The organism is Oharaeibacter diazotrophicus (assembly GCF_004362745.1).
GTDB lineage: Bacteria > Pseudomonadota > Alphaproteobacteria > Rhizobiales > Pleomorphomonadaceae > Oharaeibacter > Oharaeibacter diazotrophicus.
The window spans coordinates 616,866-633,502 of the sequence record NZ_SNXY01000007.1; the positions used below are offsets into that span (position 1 = coordinate 616,866).

The following is a 16,637-nucleotide window of genomic DNA, read 5'->3' on the forward strand; positions in this document are numbered from 1 at the left end:
CGGCCGATCCGCACGGATGGACGCGACCACGGGGCGAGGGATCTCGGCGCCATGACCGACACCGTATCGTACGCCCACGCCGTGGTGCCGACGGGCGACGACCGTACGGGGCTGGCCGCCGATCTCGCCGCCCTGCGGGACGCCGTCGTCGCCGACGGCGAGGCGCGGCGCGCGGCCTTCGCCGCCGCCCACGGTCCGATCGGGCCCGGCATCGCCAATCTCGCCGACTATCTCGCGCTGCGCCGCCACGACATCCGCCCGCTGCAGCGGGCGCTGATGGCGCGCGGCCTGTCCTCGCTCGGCCGCGCCGAGAGCCGCGTGCTGCCGACGCTCGACGCCGTCGCCGTCGCGCTGGCGGCCCTCGCCGGACGACCGGCCCCGGTCGAGGCGCCCGGCGACGACGCCTTCTTCGCCGGCGAGCGCCTCCTCGCCGCGAACGCCGACGCCGCGCTCGGGCCGCGCCCGGCCGGGCGCGACACCCGCATCATGGTGACGCTGCCGTCCGAGGCGGCCGGCGACCCCGGTCTGGTGCTCGATCTCGCCCGCCGCGGCATGGACATCGCCCGCATCAACTGCGCCCACGACGGCATCGTCGCCTGGGAGGCGATGGCGCGCGCGGTGCGCACCGCCGGCGAGATCGTCGGCCGCCCGATCCGGGTGCTGATGGACATCGCCGGCCCGAAGATCCGCACCGAGGCGGTCGTCGCCGCCGACAAGGCGCGGCGGATCGTCGTCGGCGACACGTTCAGCCTCGTCGCGGGCGGCACGCCCGAGATCGTCGGCGACGCCGTCGCCGCCGCCAGCGTCTCGCTGCCGGAGATCGTGACGCGGATCGGCGTCGGCGACCGCGTGCTCTACAACGACGGCAAGATGGAGGCCCGGGTCGAGGCCGCCGACGGCGCGAGCGCGCTCCTGCGCGTCACCCGCGTCCGGGCCGGCGGCGTCAAGCTCAAGCCGGAGAAGGGCCTCAACCTGCCCGACACCGCGCTCGGCCTCTCCCCGCTGACCGCCAAGGACATCCAGGACCTCGCCGCGGTGGTCCGCACCGCCGACATGATCGGCTACAGCTTCGTCAGCCGCCCCGAGGACATCGACCTGCTCGAGACCGTACTCGCCGACACCGGACTGGTGCCGCCGTCGCTCGGGCTGGTCGCCAAGATCGAGCGGCCGGAGGCGGTCGCCAACCTGCCGGCGCTGATGGCGCGCGTCGCCGGGCGCCGGCCGTTCGCCGTCATGATCGCCCGCGGCGACCTCGCCGCCGAGATCGGCTTCGAGCGTCTCGCCGAGATGCAGGAGGAGATCCTGTGGCTGTGCGAGGCGGCCTCGGTGCCGGTGATCTGGGCGACCCAGGTGCTGGAATCCCTGGTCCGGGACGGGCTGCCGTCGCGCGGCGAGATGACCGACGCGGCGATGGGCGCGCGCGCCGAGTGCGTCATGCTCAACAAGGGCCCGCACGTCGGCACCGCCGTCGACGTGCTCGACCACCTGCTGGTGCGCATGGCCGGCCACGTCCACAAGAAGACGCCAATGCTGCGCGCCCTCGGCGCCTGGTCACCGTCCGACGCGTGAGGCCGAGCGAGGGCCCGCCGCCGGCCGCGAGGCCGAAACCTCGCAAGGTCCCGACGAGTCGGGGCCTTGCGAGACGGTCGCTCACGCCAACTCGGGCACCGCCACCGGTGCCACCTCGCGCAGCCGCCGCCCGTCCTCGGCGGCGAACAGTTGGACGGCGTCGGCCGGGATCGTCAGCGCCATCTGCGTGCGCGGCGCCACCGGCCGGCCGGGGCCGACGTGGACGATCGCCGGCTGGCCGGCGATGTGGCCGTGGGCGTGGCGGCCGGCGCCGAGTTCCTCGACGAAGTCGACCGCGAAGGGAACGCCGACGCCGTCGGCGGGGGCCGCGTCCTCGGCGCGGAAACCCGCGGTCACCGGGCCGGCGGCGACGTCCGGCCAGCGCTCGCGCCGGTAGGCCAGCACCGGGCCGCCGTCGAGCCGGATCACGCCGGCGGCGGGATCGGCGACGCCGTGCAGGAGATTGAGGCCGGGCGAGCCGACGAAGGCGGCGACGTAGGTCGAGGCCGGCCGGCCGTAGACCTCGGTCGGCGTGCCGACCTGCTCGACGACGCCCTTGTTCATCACCACGATGCGGTCGGCCAGCGTCATCGCCTCGACCTGGTCGTGGGTGACGAACAGCGAGGTGGTGCCGAGCCGCTGGTGCAGCCGGCGGATCTCCATGCGCATCGCCACCCGGAGCCGGGCGTCGAGGTTCGACAGCGGCTCGTCGTAGAGGAAGACGCGCGGCTGGCGGATCATCGCCCGGCCCATGGCGACGCGCTGGCGTTGGCCGCCGGAGAGCTGGCCGGGCTTGCGGGCCAGGAACTCGCCGAGCCCGAGCGCGTCGGCGACGGCGGCGACGCGCGCCTGCCGCTCCGCCCGTTTCACGCCGGCGACCTTCAGGGCGTAGCCGATGTTGTCGGCCACCGTCATGTGCGGATAGAGCGCGTAGTTCTGGAACACCATGGCGCAGCCGCGCTCGCGCGGCTCCTTGCGGTTGACCACGTCGCCCGCGATGGCGATCTCGCCCGCGGTGATCGTCTCGAGGCCCGCGATCATCCTGAGCAGCGTGGACTTGCCGCAGCCGGAGGGGCCGAGGATCACCAGGAATTCGCCGGCGGCGACGTCGAGGTCGACGCCGCGCACCACCTCGACCCGGCCGTAGGACTTGCGGACCGCGGAAAGACGGATCTCGGCCATGGCGGCCCTCACTTTTCGCTGGAGACGAGGCCGCGGACGAACCAGCGCTGCAGCAGGATCGTGACCACGAGCGGGGGGATCATGACGATCAGCGTCGCCGCCATGGCGACGTTCCAGACCGGCGGCTGGCCGAACAGCGGGCTCGGCACCAGCTTCTGCAACTGCATCGTCGCCGTCGCCATCGTCTGCTGGTCGGTGACCACGATCAGCGGCCAGACATACTGGTTGCAGGCCCAGACGAACATGATGGTGGCGAGCGCCGCCATGTTGGTGCGCGACAGCGGCACCAGCACGTCGAGGAAGAAGCGCACCGGCCCGGCGCCGTCCATCTTGGCGGCCTCGGCGAGTTCGTCCGGAATGGTCAGGAAGAACTGGCGGTAGAGGAAGGTGCCGGTGGCTGTGGCGATCAGCGGCAGGATCAGGCCGGAATAGCTGTTGAGCAGGTTCCACTCGGGCACGACGCCGCCGAGGCCGACCAGCGCCAGCATGTCGTGGAACGGCTTCAGCGCGTTGGCGGCGACGGCGTAGGTCGGGACGATCCGGATCTCGATCGGCAGCATCAGCGTCGTGAAGATCATCCAGAAGAAGACCATCCGGAGCCGGTAGCGGAAGTAGACGATCGCGAAGGCCGACAGCGCCGACAGCACCACCTTGCCGGCGGTGACGCCGAGCGCGAACAGCATGGTGGTCACCATCACTCGGCCGAACGAGCCCTCGGTCCAGGCCTGGGCGAGGTTGTCGAGGAGGTGGCCGCCGGGCAGCACCGGCACGGGCACGCGGTTGACGGTGGCGAAGTCGTGGCTGGCGGCGACGAAGACGATCCAGATCGGCGCCATCAGCACCACGAATCCGAGGATCAGCACCGCGTGGGTCAGGACGTTGAGGAGGGGCGTGCGCTCGACCATGGTGTCCTCACCGGTAGTGGACGCGCCGCTCGACGAAGCGGAACTGGAAGAAGGTGAGCAGGATCATCAGGACGATCAGCACCAGCGTCTGTGCCGAGGCGAGCGAGTAGTCCTTGCCCTCGAAGCCGTCGAGATAGATCTTGTAGCCGAGCAGCATGGTCGAACGGGCCGGACCGCCGCCGGTGGTCAGGTCGACGATGCCGAAGCTGTCGACGAAGCTGTCGGTGATGTTGATCACCAGCAGGAAGAACAGCGTCGGCGTCAGCAGCGGCACCTGGATGTCGCGCATCCGGCGCAGGACACCGGCGCCGTCCATCGCCGCCGCCTCGACCAGGGCGCGCGGCACCGACTGCAATCCGGCGAGCAGGAAGACGAAGTTGTAGCCGGCCATCTTCCAGGCCTGCGCCACGATCACCAGGATCAGCGCCTGGGTGCCGTTGAGGGCGGGGTTCCACAGGCCGGGGAACAGCTTGTTCACCACCGAGACCATGCCGGCGTCCGGCGCCAGCAGGAAGCGGAAGGCGAGGCCGACGGCGGCGGCCGGGACCGCGTAGGTCAGGAAGAAGGTGAAGCGGTAGGCCTGATGGCCGTGGAGACGCCGGTCCGCGAACAGCGCGAGCACCAGCGCGACCGAGATCGACAGCCCGGCCATCGAGAGGGCGAAGATCACCGAGACGACGACCGAGTTCCAATAGTGCCGGTCGGAGAACACCGCCTCGAAATTCTGCAGGCCGACGAACTGGTTGCCGCCGCCGAACGGCGGTTCCAGCGTCAGCGCCCAGTACATCGCCTCGCCGACCGGCCAGTAGAAGAACACGAAGATCAGGAGGAGCTGCGGCGCCACGAACAGGCCCGCGACCCAGAGGTTGGAGAAGGTGGCCCGCTTTTCCAAGTCTCGCTCCGCCGTTCGCCGGGACGGGGAGGCCGCGCCCGGTCGGGGCGCGGCCTCGCGTGGGTGTGTCGGGGACGCCTAAGCGTCCGATCAGGGCAGGGCGACGCCGCGGAAGGTCTGCTCGTAGCGGCGCAGGATGTCGTTGCCGGCCGCGACCGCGTCGTCGAGGGCCACCTGCGGGTCCTTCTTGCCGGTGAAGGCCGCCTCGAGTTCGGAGCGGATCGTCGTGCGGATGGCGGTGAAGTTGCCGAGGCGGATGCCGTGGGTCAGCGGGCCGACCTCCGAGGCGTTGAGCGAGGCGATGGCGATCTCGCGGCCGGCGTGGGCCGGCTCGGCGTAGAAGCCTTCCTTGGTCAGGAGCTCGAAGCCGTTGGTGGTCACCGGGATGTAGCCGGTGTTCTCGGCGATGTAGCGCTCGCCGGTCTCCGGCGCGGTGACGTACTTCAGGAAGGCCGCCGCCGCCTCGTATTCCTCGGCCGACTTGCCCTTCATCACCCAGAGCGAGGCGCCGCCGATCACCGAGTTGTGGCGCTGGAAGCCCTCGTAGACCGGCAGCATCGCCGGCGCCCAGTTCAGGCCCGGGGCGGCGGTCTTGCCGATCGTCGAGTGATCGGCGATCGAGTTCAGCATGAAGGCGCAGGAGCCGTCGGCGAAGCCCTGGGTCTTGGTCTTGCCGGTCTGCTGGGTCATGATGACGGCCTCGCCGTCCTTCACCCAGGCCGAGATGTCCTTCACGAGGTCGGCGAATTTGGTCTTGTTGAAGACCAGCTCGGCGTCGAGGCCGGCGTAGCCGTTGTCACGGGTCGCGACCGGCAGGTCGTGGATCGCCGAGAACTGCTCGAGGATCGGCCAGGTGTCGAAGTCGGTCGCGAACGGGCAGGCGACGCCGGCGGCCTTCAGCGCGACGAGGTCCGCACCGAACTCCTCCCAGGTCTTCGGGGCCTCGGTCTTGCCGACCTTGGCGAGCAGGTCCTTGTTCCAGTACATCACCGCCGTGGAGGAGTTGTACGGGAACGACCACATCTCGCCCTTCGAAGTGGCGTAGTAGTCGGCGATCGCCGGGAAATAGGCCTTCCAGTCGATCGCGAGGCCGTGCTCGGCGGCGAACTCGGGGGCCGGGACGACGGCGCCCGACAGCATGAAGTTCACGGTGCCGGCGTCGTAGATCTGCACGACGGTCGGCTGCTGCTTCGCGCGGTAGGCCGCGATGGTGTTCTGCTCGGCCTTGTCGTAGCCGCCCTGGCCGGTGCAGACCGCCTCGTACTTGTCCTGCGACTGGTTGAAGAGTTCGCAGTGCTTCTGCACCACCTCGCCCAGCGGGCCGGTCAGGCCGTACCAGAAGTCGAATTTGATGCGCTCGGCCGCCGAGGCCGGGCCGGAGGCGACGACGGCGGCGAGGGAAGCCGCGGTGAGAAGGGCGAGGCGGGTCATGGCGGGCACTCCGCTTGGGGACGGACGGGCTCGGTGGAGCCCCCGGGATCCGATCCCTAGCGGCGGCGCATGACGGAACGATCCAGCTTCGCCGACGGATCGATGTCGGTTCGGTGTCGGAGCGATGAAGAGCCGGCTGAGGAGCGCCCCGCGGGCCTCATACCCTTCTCCTGAAGTCCCGACGCGTCGGGACTTCAGGAGGTCTCGGCCATCCGGCCGGCGCCCGGTCGGGCGCTCCTCGCACGCAACGCTCCGACCGGAGGTCGGAACTTTGCGAACTCGGTATCAGACCCCGGCGGCGCGGACGCGGAAGACGTTCCCGCCGGAGGTGACGAAGTCGCCGGCGCCGCCACGTTCCAGCGAGTAGCACTTCTCGGCGCCCGCGCGCACGCTGTCCCAGACCGTGCAGATCCGCCCGCCGGATACAGTCCAGTGCCCGACGTCGGCCGATGGTGCCGGCGTGTCGACGGTGATCTCGGCGCGCCCGTCCGGCGCCAGCACGAGGCTGCCGGCGTGCCAGCCGCCGTTCTCCCACCACTCGATGTCGCGGCCCACCAGCTCGGCGCGAATCTCGGCGTCGCCGAGGGGCGCGGCGGCAGCGGCGGCGGTGCCGGCGAGGAGGAGGGCGAGGGCGAGCAGGCGCATCGGCGATTCCATGACGGGACGACGACAGTTTGACGACTTCGCCGGCTCCCGTCCATCCCGATGGAATCATGTGAAAAGACCGATGCTCATGGCGACTTCGGCCGACGCCCCGCCGCCTTCGCAAAACCGTAACGCCGCCTTTGTCGCGCCGACACGCGAGCGGACTAGCCCTTGGGGACGCGACCCGCGAACGGCAAACTCGAGGAGGATCCCCATGCTCGCCGACGGCGTCTCCGGTATCGGCATTTCCGCGCACAAGCGCGCCAACGACCTCTCCGACTTCGGCGACGAGCTCGACATGATCGAGGCCCTCGGCGTCGACGCCGTCGAACTGCCGACCTACGACATGGACATCGTCGTCGGCGCCAGGATCCGCAAACCGCAGCTCGACGCGCTCGTGCGGGCCTGCGCCGGCCGTTCGGTCGCCTACAGCGTCCACGGGCCGCTCGCGATCAACTTCATGGACGAGGCCTGGCGGCTGCCGCGCCACTTCGAGGTGCTGAAGGCCTCGCTCGAGGTCGCCGCCGCGGTCGGGGCCGCCAACTACGTGATCCACTCCGGCCTCGCGCCGCTGCAGCAGGGCCAGGGCCTCGAGGCCGCCTACGGCCGCCAGCGCGAGTGGCTGAGCAAGGCCGGCGACCTCGCCCGCGACCTCGGCCTCGTGCTCTGCGTCGAGACGCTGTTCGGCGGCTTCGAGGGCCGCGTCCACGCCTCCTCGCCGCGCCAGCTCGCCGCCGAGCTCGCCGCGATCGACCATCCCGCGGTGATGGCGACGCTCGACTTCAGCCACGCCTACCTGAAGCTCGACTTCGACGGCCTGCGCGACACCTTCATCGACGAGGCCGCCGCCCTGGCGCCGCGGGCCCGGCACCTCCACGTCCACGACAGCTTCGGCCTCCAGGACGACATCTGGATGTTCACCGAGGGCGAGCGCCTCGCCTTCGGCCACGGCGACCTGCACCTGCCGGTCGGCTGGGGCGACATCCCGTGGGCGACGCTGATGGAGACCTGCAGCTTCCCCGAGGGCGTGCTGTTCAACATCGAACTGAAGGACCGCTACTGGTACGTGGCCAAGGAGTGCGTCGAGGCCGTCCGCGCCCTCGCCGGCCGCGCCCGCACCGCCCCGCGCGACCTCGCCGCCTGATCTCCACCGTCCCGGGGGAGAGTCACACCCCGGCGAGGGCCGCCACCACGTCGAGCAGCACCGCCGCACCGGCGGCGATCTCGGCGTCGTCGGTGGCCTCGCGCGGGCTGTGGCTGACGCCGCCGGCGCTCGGCACGAAGATCATCGCCGCGGGCGCGACCCGCGCCATCATCTGGGCGTCGTGGCCGGCGCCGGAGGTGATGCGCCGGCACGACAGGCCGCGCCGGCGTGCGGCGTCCTCGATCAGGCCGACGATGGCGGGATCGAAGGCGACCGGCTCGAAGCGGGCGAGCCGCTCGACCGCGACGCCGACGCCCTCGGCGGCGGCGAGGTCGTCCAAGAAGGCGGCGAGCGCGGCTTCCTCCTCGCGCAGCCGGTCCTCGTCGGGGTCGCGCAGGTCGACCGTCAGGCTTGCGTGGGACGGGATGACGTTGATCGCGTTCGGCTCGAAGGCGATGCAGCCGACCGTCGCCACCGTCGGCGTGTTCGACGCCGCCGCCCGCTCGCGCAGGAAGGTGATCACCCGCGCGGCCGCGAGCCCGGCGTCGCGGCGCATCGAGATCGGCGTCGTGCCGGCGTGGTTGGCGTCGCCGGTGATCGTCACCTTCTGCCAGGAGATGCCCTGCAGACTGTCCACCGCGCCGATCGCGACGCCCTCGCGCTCCAGCACCGGCCCCTGCTCGACGTGGAGCTCCACGTAGGCGTGCGGCCGGAGCGCCGTCGGCTCTGTCGTGCCGGCGTAGCCGATCCGCGCCAGTTCCGCGCCGAGCACGCTGTCGTCGGTGCCGACGACGGCCAGCGCCGCCTCGACCGCCAGCCCGCCGGCCACCACCAGCGAGCCCATCATGTCGGGGGCGTAGCGAACGCCTTCCTCGTTGGTGAAGGCGGTGACCGCGACCGGCCGCGCCGGCACGACGCCCGCCGCCGCCAGCGCCTCGATCACGGCGAGCCCGGCGAGGACGCCGGTACAGCCGTCGTAGATGCCGGCGTCGATCACGGTGTCGATGTGCGAGCCGATCACCACCGGCGGAACGTCCGGCGTGCCGGCCGGCCGCCACAGGCCGGTGACGTTGCCGATCCGGTCGACCGTGACGGCGAGACCGGCGTCGCGCATCCAGGACACCAGCAGGTCGCGGCCCTGCCGGTCCCCGTCGCTCGCGGCGAGCCGGACGAGGCGGCCGGCCCCGTCGCGGCCGACCCGCCCGAGCGCACGGAGACGGTCGAGGAGACTGGCGGCGTCGACGGCCGGGCGCGAGGAGGCGGAAGGCGAGGGGGCGGACGGGGGCGGTGCGGGCGAATCCATTCCCGCAGTCTGCCCCGGCCCGCCGTCCCGCGATAGGCCGGCGCGCCGGCTCAGGCCGTGCCGAGCACGCAAGCGTGGAGATTGCCGTCGCGCGCCGTCAGCATCTCCACCGAGACGCCATAGACCGCGGCGATCCGCTCGGCCGTGAGCACGGCGGCCGGCGCGCCGAAGGCGACCACGCGGCCGTCGGTCATCAGCATCAGCTCATCGGCGAAGCGCGCCGCCAGCGACAGGTCGTGCAGCACCGCCACCACCACGGCCGCGTGCTCGCGGGCGTAGCGCCGGACGACGTCGAGCGCGATCAGTTGGCGGCGGAGGTCGAGCGCGCTGGTGGGCTCGTCGAGCAGCAGCAGCCGCGGCGTCGAAACCAGCCGCTGGGCGAGCAGCACCAGCTGCCGCTGACCGCCGGACAGCGTCGCGAAACGGCGCGGCGCGAGGTCGCCGACGCCGACCCGCGCCATCGCGGCGCGCGCGGCGTCGACGTCGTCGTCGCGGACGCGCCAGTCGAGCCGGGCGACGCGGCCGAGCAGCACAACCTCGACGACCGAGAGACCGGTCGACGTCGGCGCCGTCTGTGGCAGGTAGCCGACCGCCTCGCGCGCCGGCCGCGCGCCGTCGACCAGGACGTCGCCGCGGTGGGCGACCAGTCCGGCGACGGCGCGCACCAGGGTGGTCTTGCCGGCGCCGTTCGGCCCGCAGACGCCGACCACGGTGCCGGCGGCGCAGTGGGCGTCGACCCGGTCGACGATCGCCCGGCCGGCGATCTCGACCGAGACCGCGCCGAGCGTCAGCCCCGGCCGGGTCACGGCGCACCCGCCCGCGCCCGGCGCAGCACCAGGGTGAACAGGATCGGCACGCCGACGAGGGCCGTGACGATGCCGATCGGGATCACGGCGCCGCCGCCGACCAGTTTGGCCAGCACCGAGGCGGCGAGCAGCGTCACCGCGCCGGCGAGCGCGGCGGCCGGAATCAGCGTGCGCTGGTCCTCGCCGACCAGGGCGCGCGCGGCGTGCGGCGCCACGAGCCCGACGAAGCCGATGGTGCCGACGAAGGCGACGGCGGCGGCGGTGACTAGTGCCACCAGCACGAAGCCGCGGCGGCGCAGGCCGTCGACGTCGACGCCGAGGCTGCGGGCGTGGACGTCGCCGAGCGACAGCGCGGTCAGCCGCCACGCGTCGCGCGCCACCGCCGGCAGCGCGACGGCGAGCACCGTGCCCAGCACCGCAACCGAGGTCCAGGTCGCCTTGAGCAGGCTGCCGAACAGCCAGAACACGATCTGCTGCAGCACCTCCGGCGAGGCGAGATACTGCAGCATCGACTGCAGCGCCTGGAACATGAACATCACCGCGATGCCGGCGAGCACCAGCACCTCGGTGTCGGCGCCGCGCAGCCGCGCCATCGCGTGGATCAGGCCGGCGGCGACGAGCACCGCGGCGAAGGCGAGCACGGGCGCGGCCAACCAGCCGGGCAGCGGCATCGCGGAGCCGAACATGATGGCGAGCGCCGCACCGAAGCCGGCGGCGGCCGAGAAGCCCAGGGTGAACGGGCTGGCGAGCGGGTTGGCGAGGATGGTCTGCATCTGCAGGCCGGCGAGACCGAGGGCGGCGCCGACCAACGCGCCCATCGCCGTCGTCGGCAGGCGGATCGCCCACAGGATGGTGGCGGCGAGCCGGTCCTCGCCGGCGGGGCCGGCGAGGAGGGCGGCGAGCGCGTCCGGTACCGTCATCGCCGACGGACCGGTGACGAGATCGGCACCGGCGAGGGCCACCACCGCGGCGGCGAGCCCGGCCAGCACGGTGGTCCGGCGCGCCTGGACGCGCCGGTAGTCGAGGACGAGGGCGTCGGTGCTGGTCATGGCCGGTGCCGCCCCGTCACTCGTCGAGCGGCAGCATGAAATTGCCGGCCGGCGCGATCGGCAAGTTCTCGGCGTAGTAGGCCGCGAGTTCGGCCTTCGGGTCGACGTCGGCGAACGCTTCGGGATAGAGCACCTTGGCCATGTAGCGCAGGTAGACGTAGTCGTGGATGCTGCGCGTGCCGCCGTGGTAGATCGCGTGGACCCGGTGGTTCTTCACGGCCGGCAGGTCGGCCCAGCCGGCGCGCTCGGTGTAGGGGCGCAGCCGCTCGCGCGTGGTCGCCGGGTCGATGCCGAAGCCGAGCAGCACCGCGTGCGGCATCGACATCCACTCCGAGCCGGTCACGAAGATCGCGTCGGGCGCCTCGGACAGCACGTATTCCGGATTGAGCGGGCCCCAGCTCGCCACCTGGCCGGCCGCGATGTTGGCCCCGCCCGCGAGGTCGACGACGCCGGCCCACATGCCCTTGCCGTAGGAATTGCCGAACTCGTCGCGGCCCTTCTGGCCGAGTTCGACGTAGACCTTGGGCTTCGCGCCGGTCGCGGCCTTCGCCACCCGCGCGCGGGTGTCCTCGACCTTGGCGCGATAGGCGTCGGCGAGGCGCCGCGCCCGGTCCTCGGTGCCCATCACCTGCCCGATCACCAGCGTGCTCGCCACGTGCTTCTCGAGCGTCTGGGCGTTGTAGTCGACCACCACCAGCGGAATGCCGGCCTGTTCGATCGCGGCGGCGTTGGCGCCGAGATAGTCGTACTGGCCGGCCGAGAGGATCACCGCGTCGGGGCGGGCGGCGACGATCTTCTCCACCGACATGGTGGCGTTGTCGACGTCGCCGACGTCGACGAGGTCGCCGATGGCGGGGAACTTCGCCAGATAGGCCTCGTACTGGCGCGGCCGGTAGCCCTTCCAATAGTGCAGCGAGACACCGGCGAGCCGATCGGTCGCGCCGGGGCCGACGATGGCGATGAAGTCCTCGAAGTAGAAGCCGAGCACGACGCGGGTCGCGGGCTTCTCCAGCACCACCTCGCGCCCGAGCACGTCGGTGACGCGGATCTCCGCGCGGGCGCTCGAGAGCGGCACCGCGACGGCGAGGAGGGCGAGGAGGGCGCCGAACACGGCGCCGAGGAAAACGCCGAGGCGGGTCGGCGCGGGGACGCCGAAGCGGGTCGGCGTGGGGATCGCGGAGGTCATGGCGGGTCCGTTCAGTTCGCGTGGTCGGTGTGGCCGGCGTGGGCGTCGTGGCCGGCGTGGTCGGGATGGCCGCCGTCGGCGTTCATCTCGACGACGCCCTCGAAGGTGGCGAACAGCGCCACCCGCGCCGGATCCTCCTTCGCCTCGGCGGCGGCGAGGTCGGCGGCGAGCGCGTCGGCGTCGGCGGCGGGAATGCCCATCTGCCTCAGCGCGGTGGCGTCCTTGAGGGCGTCGCCGGCGCAAAGGTGCAGGGCCCAGTCGTGGCCCTTGCGCTTCAGCAGCGCCCGGCCGCCGCGGCCGTCCTGGGTCCAGCCGGCGACGGCGAAGTCGCCCTCGACCACCACCGGCGACACCGCGAGCGGCGTCTCCGGCTTGTCGAAGGTGGCCATCATCAGGTGCGTCACGGCGCCGACGTCGTCGTGGGCGGTGGCGGGCTGCGCGGCGGCGACGGCGAGCGCGACCAGCGCCACGGCGGCGACGGCGGCGTGGCGGATACGGTGGATCATCTGCTTTCCCCCTCTTCAGTCGGCAGCGATCAGGCGGCGGAGCTTGGCCACCCGGCTGTCGTGGTTCTCGTTGTAGGAAATCGCACCCGCGAACCGGCCGGCCGCGTCCATCAGGAAGACGGCGGCGGTGTGGTCGATCAGGAAGTCGCCGTCCGGCTGCGGGACCTTGGCGAAGTAGACGCGGTAGGCGGTGGTGACGGCGTCGATCTCGGCGGCCGTGCCGGTCAGCCCGAGCACCGGATGGGCGAAGGAGCCGACGAAGCCCTGCACCGTGTCCGGGGTGTCGTGCTCGGGATCGACCGAGACGAACACCACGGTGAGCGCGTCGGCCGCCGGGCCGATCGCGTCGCGCGCCGCGTCGATCTCGGCGAGTGTGGTCGGACAGACGTCCGGGCAGCGCGTGTAGCCGAAGAAGATCGCGAACGGCCGGCCGAGGAGGTCGCGGTCGGTGACGACGCGGCCGCCGGCCCCGGCGAGGGTGAACGGACCGCCGATCGCGGGCGCGTCGGCGGCCGTGCGCCAGCGGCCGGATCCGTCGAGGGCGACGACGGCGGTGACGACCGCCAGCACCGCGACCAGGATCGCGGCGACGACGGCGAAGGACGGGCGCGGCGCCTTCACGGCGCGCGCTCCGCGAACGTGCGGAACGGCACGGACGGGGACATGGACGTACTCCGGCGACCGGTCGGGTCACCTGGAGCGGCGACACCTCTTCGGTCCTGAACGGCGGGAACGGGCCGGTGGCCCGGGCGGCGTCAGGCGAAGGGGGGTGCTCGGGGGGATTGCGGCGCTGCGCCGGGCGGGCCGCGCGGCGGCGGCGTCTCGGCTACGGCCGCGAACACGGGCGCCTCGCGGTGGAGCGGGGCGGCGGCGACGGTCTCGGCGACCGGCGCGGCCGGCGCCTGGACGGCGTGGCAGAGGATGCAGCAGGCGGCGCCGTGACCCACCAAGTCGCCGGGCGCGCGGTGGTCGCCGCTCGACGCCTCGGTGCAGATCACGCCGGCGCCGGGGTCGCCGATCGAGGCGGCCAGCGCCGGGGCGAGACCGGCGAGCAGCAGGGCGTAGACGACGAGGATCGTCGCCCACATCCGACAGCCCTGGCCGAGCGCCGCGCCCATTCCCGTTCCACCGCGTCCTTGCACGACCCGGATAACACGCGCCGCGGGCCGCGCCAACGGCATCCGGATCCGGACGGATGGCGCCGCCGGCCGCGGTCTCATGCCGAGCCCGCAAGGTTCCGACCCGTGGTCGGAGCATTGCGGGCGAGAAGCGCCCGACCGGGCGCCGGCCGAAAGGCCGAAACCTCGAAAAGCCCCGACGAGTCGGGACTTTTCGAGACTGGTCTCACGCGTCGGTGCAGGGCGCGGCCTCGGCGGCCTCGGCGGCCCGGGCCCGTTCGGCGAGCCGCTTCAGCATCGCCGGGCTCGGCACGCCGGAGCAGACCCGGCACCGGAGGTCCATCGGGATCTCGTCGTCGTCGAGCGTCCGGTCGGTCTCGCCGCGGGGCAGGCACATGGTCGGGGTCTCCTCCTGTTCGGCCCCGAGCATTGCCCGATCCGCGGCGCGCGGTCCTTGATCGCGCGCGCCGCCCGTTCGCGGGCGCCTCGGCAGGATCGACGAGGCTGGGCGACCGCCCCGTGCCGCTCGCCTCCCCCGTCCCGTGCCGCGGTCCGGCCATCGCGCCGCGAGTTTGCGTTTCGACAACGTCCGCCCGGGTCGGCGCCGCTACCCCCTTGGCTCGAACGAGGTCGGAGAGCGCCAAGGCCATGACGGAGCGCGGAAGCCAGGGAATCGGGGCGCGTCTCGCCGGCTGGTGCCGGCGCGGCATCGCCGCGGCGGTGCTCGCCGTCGCCGCGGTGGCGGCGGCGCCTGTGGTCGCGGCCGAACCGTTGGTCGGCCACTTCCTCGACAGGGTCGCGCCCACCGACCTCGTGCCCGGCGCCGACGCCTTCGGCCCGGTCGACGCCGACGCCACCGTGCCGGCGCTGAAAGGCGGCGAGACGATCGGCCGGGTCTTCCTCACTTCCGACTTCGTGCCCACGACCGGCTATTCCGGCAAGCCGATCCACGTCCTCGTCGGCGTCTCGCCGCAGGCGGTGATCACCGGCGTGCGCCTCGTCAAGCATTCCGAGCCGATCGTGCTGGTCGGCATCCCCGAGGCCAAGATCCGGGCGGTCACCGAGAAATACGCCGGCCTCGACCTGAAGAAGGCCGCCACCACGGACGGCGGCGGCCACGACCTCGAGGTCGTCTCGGGCGCCACCGTCACCGTCATGGTGATCGACGACACCATCCTGCGCGCCAGCCTGAAGGTGGCGCGGATGCTGAAGCTGCCCGGCGTCGGCGCCGACGTGGCGCCGGCTGCGGCCAAGCGGCTCGATCCCGCGGTCGACGCCGTCTCCGACTGGACCACGCTCGCCGGCGACGGCTCGCTGCGCCGCTTCACCCTCGACGTCGGCACCGTCAACCGCGCCTTCGCCGACCTTAAGGACCCGCGCGGCGCCGGCCGTCCCGAGGCGGGAGCCGAGACCGACGCCTTCGTCGACGTCTGGGTCGGCCTCGTCAGCCAGCCCTCGATCGGGCGCACCCTGCTCGGCGAGGCCGAATACGCCACCCTCGGCCGCATGCTGCGTCCGGGCGACGCCGCCGTGCTGGTCGCTGGCGCCGGCCGCTGGTCGTTCAAGGGCTCCGGCTACGTCCGCGGCGGCATCTTCGACCGCATCCAGCTGATCCAGGGCGAGACTTCGCACCGCTTCCGCGACAAGGAGCACCGGCGGGTCGTCCGCCTCGCCGCCGCCGACGCGCCGGCCTTCGCCGACGTCGACATCTTCGTGGTGCCGAAGGACGCCGGTTTCGATCCGGCGCGGCCGTGGCGGATGCAGTTCCTGGTGCAGCGCCCGGTCGGCCCGATCGAGAAGCTGTTCCTCACCTACGACCTCGACTACTCCATGCCGGCCCGCTACCTCGCCGATGCCCCGGCGGCGCCCGCGGCCGAGGCCGCGCCGTCCGATCCGCCGGCGGAGGCGATCGCCGCCCGCGACGCGCTGTGGCTCCGGATCTGGCAGGCGAAGAAGGCCGACGTCGCGATCCTCGGCGTCGCGCTCGCCGCCCTCACCGGGATCTTCTTCTTCCAGACCTTCGCGACGCGGAACGCCCGGGTGTTCGCGGCGATCCGCACCGGCTTCCTGATCTTCACCCTGGTCTTCGTCGGCTGGCACGCCAACGCCCAGCTCTCGGTCGTCAACGTCCTCGCGGTGCTCCAGGCCTTCGTCTCGGGCTTCCGCTGGGAGACGTTCCTGATGGACCCGCCGATCTTCGTGCTGTGGTTCGCGGTGGCCGCCGCCCTGCTGTTCTGGGCTCGCGGCGCCTACTGCGGTTGGCTCTGCCCCTTCGGCGCCCTGCAGGAGCTCTCCAACAAGGTGGCGCGGCTCCTGCGCGTGCCGCAGGTGAAGCTGCCCTGGGGCCTGCACGAGCGGCTCTGGCCGGTGAAGTACATGATCTTCCTCGGCCTGCTGGGACTGTCCTTCTACGGCCTCGACGTCGCCGAGCGCTTCGCGGAGATCGAGCCCTTCAAGACCGCGATCATCCTGAAGTTCGACCGGCCCTGGCCCTACGTGCTGTTCGCCCTGGCGACGCTCGCCCCCGGCCTCTTCGTCGAGCGCTTCTACTGCCGTTACGTCTGCCCGCTCGGCGGCGGCCTCGCGATCCCGGCCCGGCTGCACATGTTCCGCTGGCTGAAGCGCTATTCCGAGTGCGGCCACCCCTGCCAGGTCTGCGCCAAGGACTGCCCGGTGGAGGCGATCCATCCGACCGGCGAGATCAACCCCAACGAGTGCATCTCCTGCCTCAACTGCCAGGTCCTCTACCAGAGCACCGAGAAGTGCCCGGTGGTGATCGGCAAGCTCCGCAAGCGCGAGCGCTTCGAGCGGCAGAACGGGATCGCACTCGCCACCCATTCGGGCCGGCCCGCGCCGACGCAAGGCGCGAAGGCCGAACCGGAAGCCGCGCAGAGCGCGTGA

At 72.4% G+C, this 16,637-nt stretch carries 16 protein-coding genes; 3 read left to right on the forward strand and 13 right to left on the reverse strand.

Annotated elements, in window-relative coordinates; translation table 11 throughout:
• Positions 1-51: 51 nt before the first annotated feature.
• Complete coding sequence (locus EDD54_RS11440) at positions 52-1,569, forward strand: pyruvate kinase (RefSeq protein WP_126541293.1); 1,518 nt, start codon at positions 52-54, stop codon at positions 1,567-1,569.
• A gap of 81 nt (positions 1,570-1,650) precedes the next feature.
• Here the strand turns inward: EDD54_RS11440 and ugpC are convergent, their stop codons facing one another.
• The 5 genes from ugpC to EDD54_RS11465 form a co-directional block, all read right to left on the reverse strand.
• Positions 1,651-2,751 (reverse strand): sn-glycerol-3-phosphate ABC transporter ATP-binding protein UgpC, encoded by a 1,101-nt coding sequence (ugpC, locus tag EDD54_RS11445; RefSeq protein WP_126541294.1) that lies wholly within the window; start codon positions 2,749-2,751, stop codon positions 1,651-1,653.
• A gap of 8 nt (positions 2,752-2,759) precedes the next feature.
• Positions 2,760-3,656 (reverse strand): ABC transporter permease subunit, encoded by an 897-nt coding sequence (locus EDD54_RS11450; RefSeq protein ID WP_126541295.1) that lies wholly within the window; start codon positions 3,654-3,656, stop codon positions 2,760-2,762.
• A 7-nt stretch (positions 3,657-3,663) separates the two neighbouring features.
• Positions 3,664-4,548, reverse strand: a complete 885-nt coding sequence (locus EDD54_RS11455) for a carbohydrate ABC transporter permease (RefSeq protein ID WP_126541296.1) — start codon at positions 4,546-4,548, stop codon at positions 3,664-3,666.
• A 90-nt stretch (positions 4,549-4,638) separates the two neighbouring features.
• On the reverse strand, positions 4,639-5,979 hold the full coding sequence (locus tag EDD54_RS11460) for an extracellular solute-binding protein (RefSeq protein ID WP_126541297.1): 1,341 nt from the start codon (positions 5,977-5,979) through the stop codon (positions 4,639-4,641).
• Positions 5,980-6,264: 285 nt separating this feature from the next.
• The gene (locus EDD54_RS11465) at positions 6,265-6,624 is read right to left on the reverse strand and encodes a hypothetical protein (protein WP_165644595.1); all 360 of its coding nucleotides are present in this window, start codon (positions 6,622-6,624) and stop codon (positions 6,265-6,267) included.
• 214 nt (positions 6,625-6,838) lie between these two features.
• On the opposite strand from EDD54_RS11465, the gene EDD54_RS11470 reads away from it, so the two are divergent.
• A complete protein-coding gene (locus EDD54_RS11470) occupies positions 6,839-7,768 on the forward strand; it encodes a sugar phosphate isomerase/epimerase family protein (protein WP_165644594.1) in 930 nt (309 codons plus the stop codon).
• 22 nt (positions 7,769-7,790) lie between these two features.
• On the opposite strand, the gene EDD54_RS11475 is transcribed toward EDD54_RS11470, so the two are convergent.
• The 8 genes from EDD54_RS11475 to EDD54_RS22985 form a co-directional block, all read right to left on the reverse strand.
• Positions 7,791-9,071 (reverse strand): Zn-dependent hydrolase, encoded by a 1,281-nt coding sequence (locus tag EDD54_RS11475; protein ID WP_126541300.1) that lies wholly within the window; start codon positions 9,069-9,071, stop codon positions 7,791-7,793.
• 50 nt (positions 9,072-9,121) lie between these two features.
• Positions 9,122-9,877, reverse strand: a complete 756-nt coding sequence (locus EDD54_RS11480) for an ABC transporter ATP-binding protein (RefSeq protein ID WP_126541301.1) — start codon at positions 9,875-9,877, stop codon at positions 9,122-9,124.
• Positions 9,874-10,926, reverse strand: coding sequence for a FecCD family ABC transporter permease (locus EDD54_RS11485; RefSeq protein ID WP_126541302.1), 1,053 nt, complete (start codon positions 10,924-10,926; stop codon positions 9,874-9,876). The genes EDD54_RS11480 and EDD54_RS11485 overlap by 4 nt, the downstream gene beginning before the upstream one ends.
• 16 nt (positions 10,927-10,942) lie before the next feature.
• On the reverse strand, positions 10,943-12,112 hold the full coding sequence (locus EDD54_RS11490; protein WP_126541303.1) for an ABC transporter substrate-binding protein: 1,170 nt from the start codon (positions 12,110-12,112) through the stop codon (positions 10,943-10,945).
• 11 nt (positions 12,113-12,123) lie between these two features.
• Positions 12,124-12,618, reverse strand: coding sequence for a copper uptake system-associated protein (locus EDD54_RS11495; protein ID WP_126541304.1), 495 nt, complete (start codon positions 12,616-12,618; stop codon positions 12,124-12,126).
• A gap of 15 nt (positions 12,619-12,633) precedes the next feature.
• The gene (locus EDD54_RS11500; RefSeq protein WP_126541305.1) at positions 12,634-13,239 is read right to left on the reverse strand and encodes an SCO family protein; all 606 of its coding nucleotides are present in this window, start codon (positions 13,237-13,239) and stop codon (positions 12,634-12,636) included.
• Between the two features lie 134 nt (positions 13,240-13,373).
• On the reverse strand, positions 13,374-13,736 hold the full coding sequence (locus EDD54_RS11505) for a DUF2946 family protein (protein ID WP_126541306.1): 363 nt from the start codon (positions 13,734-13,736) through the stop codon (positions 13,374-13,376).
• 226 nt (positions 13,737-13,962) lie between these two features.
• Entirely contained in the window at positions 13,963-14,133 is a 171-nt protein-coding gene (locus EDD54_RS22985) for a hypothetical protein (RefSeq protein WP_165644803.1), read from the reverse strand.
• A gap of 251 nt (positions 14,134-14,384) precedes the next feature.
• Between EDD54_RS22985 and EDD54_RS11510 the strand changes: the two genes are divergently transcribed.
• Positions 14,385-16,637, forward strand: coding sequence for a NosR/NirI family protein (locus EDD54_RS11510; RefSeq protein ID WP_126541307.1), 2,253 nt, complete (start codon positions 14,385-14,387; stop codon positions 16,635-16,637).